Raw genomic sequence first — 3,148 nt, forward strand, 5'->3', positions numbered from 1 at the left:
GGTGGAAGCCTCTCATAAAGACTGGTGGTACAAGTATGCCGGTCTGGAAGGTGCCATTATTGGTATGGAAAGCTTCGGTGAATCCGCCCCGGCTGAGCAGCTTTTCGAAGAATTCGGCTTCACCGTGGAGAATGTCATCGCTGCCACCGAAGCACTCCTGTCATCATGATATTACATACTGTTTTTCCGCCTGAAGGGGGTAGTCATGAATCGAGTTCTCAGACGCACCAAAATAGTCGCCACACTAGGCCCCGCCACGGATCGCCCCGGTGAGCTGGACAAACTGCTGCAGGCTGGTGTGGATGTGGTCAGGATCAATATGTCCCATGGCACGGCAGCAGACCACCAACAAAGAGTCAAAAATGTCCGTGAAGCAGCGGCAAGACAAAAGCGTGAAGTGGCTGTACTGGTCGACCTGCAGGGTCCAAAAATTCGTATTGGCCGCTTTAAGGAAGGCAAGGTTGAATTGCAGGAAGGAGACAACTTTGCTCTGGATTGTCGTGTCGGGATTGCTGATGGAGATATCACCCAAGTGGGTCTGATTTACACCCAATTACCACAAGATGTTGGACCGGACGATCAACTGCTGTTGGATGATGGTCGTGTGGTGTTGCAAGTGGTCAAGGTTGTGGGTGAGCGGGTGGAATGTCGTGTTCTGGTGGGTGGTGACCTGTCGGATAACAAGGGTATTAACCTGCTGGGTGGTGGTCTCTCGGCAGCGGCTTTAACGGACAAGGATAAAGAAGATATTCTGATCGCAGCAGAGATGCAGGCAGATTACCTAGCCATTTCTTTTCCTCGTACCGCTGAAGATGTTGAAGTTTGCCGTCAACTGGCACGCCAAGCGGGTCTGGAAGCGCATATTGTTTCAAAAATCGAAAGAGCAGAAGTGGTGGCCGATGATGCCACCCTGGATGCTGTGATTCTGGCTTCCGATGTGGTCATGATTGCTCGCGGTGATCTGGGTGTGGAAGTGGGGGATGCCAAGTTACCCGAGCTGCAGAAAAAAATCATCAAACGTGCTCGGCACCTTAATCGCATCACCATCACTGCCACCCAGATGATGGAAAGTATGATTGAAAATGCCATTCCCACGCGTGCGGAGGTTTTTGATGTTGCCAATGCGGTGATGGATGGTACGGATGCCGTTATGCTTTCGGGCGAAACTGCAACTGGGCGTTATCCGTCTCGTGTGGTAGAGGCCATGTCTGGTATCTGCATGGAAGCCGAAAAATCCTGTACCACCCGTAAATCTACCCATCGCATTGATCAGACCTTTGAAGCGGTGGATGAAATTATTGCCATGGCCAGTATGTATGCTGCCAACCATTCTTCCATCAAATGTCTGGCAGCGTTGACGGAGTCAGGTAATACCCCCTTATTAATGTCACGCATCAGCTCAGGTCTGCCAATTTTTGCCTTGACGCCGCATGTGGATACCTGCCGCCGTGTTTGTCTTTATCGGGGCGTTTATCCATCGCTGATCAGTTATACCGGTCTTAATGCTTCTGAAATCCGCCAGCAAGTTCTTAATCAACTGCTGCAGGAGGGCGTGGTTCAGCCCGGTGACCGGGTTCTTCTGACACGGGGAGAACAGCAAGGTGCACTGGGTGGTACCAACCGCATGGAAGTGATCACCCTTTAACAACAACAAAAAAAGTGAGGAAACCCACAATGCCAATGATCACCCTGCGTGAACTGATGGATTATGCTGCCGAAAATGATTTTGGTATGCCAGCCTTTAACGTCAACAACATGGAGCAGGTCCGCGCCATTATGCGCGCTGCGGATGAAGTGAACTCACCGGTTATTCTGCAAGGTTCTGCCGGGGCGCGTAAATATGCCGGAGAGCCTTTGCTGCGTCATCTGGTGCTGGGGGCGGTGGAAATGTACCCGCATATTCCTGTGGTTATGCATCAGGATCATGGCTCGGATGTTGGTGTCTGCCTGAGAGCTATCCAGTCAGGTTTCACCTCGGTGATGATGGATGGCTCACTGGAATCAGACATGAAAACACCGGCCAGTTATGAATATAACGTGGCAATCACCTCGGAAGTGGTGCGCCTGGCGCATGCCGGTGGTGTTTCCGTGGAGGGTGAGTTGGGTTGTCTGGGTTCTTTGGAAACAGGCAAGATGGGTGAAGAGGATGGCCATGGTTCTGATCAAGAGCTGGATCATGCCAGCCTTTTGACAGACCCGGAAGAAGCGGCCGATTTTGTGCGTGCCACTCAGGTGGATTGTCTGGCCGTGGCAGTGGGAACCTCTCATGGTGCTTATAAATTCAGCTCCAAACCTTCGGATGATGTTCTCAAGATTGACCAGATTAAAAAGATCCACCAGCGAATTCCCACCACTCATCTGGTTATGCACGGCTCTTCCTCAGTGCCTGAAGAGTGGCTGCAGATTATCAACAACTATGGCGGCGACCTGGGGCAGACCTACGGGGTGCCTGTTGATGCCATTATTGAAGGGATACGTCACGGTGTACGTAAGGTGAATATTGATACGGATCTACGCTTGGCATCTACAGGTGCCGTTCGTCAATTTCTGCATGATAACCCTGCAAACTTTGACCCACGCAAGTTTTATCGTGCCGCTGAAGATGCCATGATGCAGATCTGTAAGGCTCGATTTGAAGCCTTCGGTTGTGCAGGTCATGCATCCAGAATCAAGTCCCTGGGTCTGGACGCAATGCGCGAGCGCTACGAGCGGGGTTTGCTGAATCAAAGTATTAACTGATATGCAGCTTTTAGATCAATCTAGTATATAGAAGGATTCCCGTCTTAAAGTCTATAAGGCTTTGAAATATCAGTCAGCACTGCGATAATGCAGCGGATTTTTATTATCAGCAGATAGGTTGGCTGATTTCTTTTTGCGGTATTTTTAGGTAGAATCCGCTGCGACAAAAAGACGCGCGAAGGCGCCGAATGAATAACAACCAACGAATTCATAAAAAACGGAGTGCAGCAGTGATCCTTGGCATGCAGCGGTGATCCTTGGCTGTCTCTGTTTTTACGGTTTTTTTAGAAGTAGCTTTTAAGCTTTTGTTTTTCAACAACTTGGTGACTGGGCGACCTATGATTAAAATCAAGCATGGCCTTGATCTACCCATCGCCGGCGCACCGCAGCAGTCCATTACGGACGGCAA

2 protein-coding genes are annotated in these 3,148 nt (G+C 50.3%); both read left to right on the forward strand.

Annotation, left to right across the window (positions count from 1 at the left end; genetic code table 11):
* The first annotated feature begins 205 nt into the window (after nucleotides 1-205).
* Nucleotides 206-1,645: a pyruvate kinase gene (pyk, locus tag IBX50_RS18990; RefSeq protein ID WP_292257967.1), complete on the forward strand. Its 1,440-nt coding sequence runs from the start codon at nucleotides 206-208 to the stop codon at nucleotides 1,643-1,645.
* A gap of 29 nt (nucleotides 1,646-1,674) precedes the next feature.
* Nucleotides 1,675-2,739, forward strand: a complete 1,065-nt coding sequence (fba, locus tag IBX50_RS18995) for a class II fructose-bisphosphate aldolase (protein ID WP_292257968.1) — start codon at nucleotides 1,675-1,677, stop codon at nucleotides 2,737-2,739.
* The last annotated feature ends 409 nt before the right edge of the window (nucleotides 2,740-3,148 follow it).

It is taken from the genome of Marinospirillum sp., from assembly GCF_014859565.1.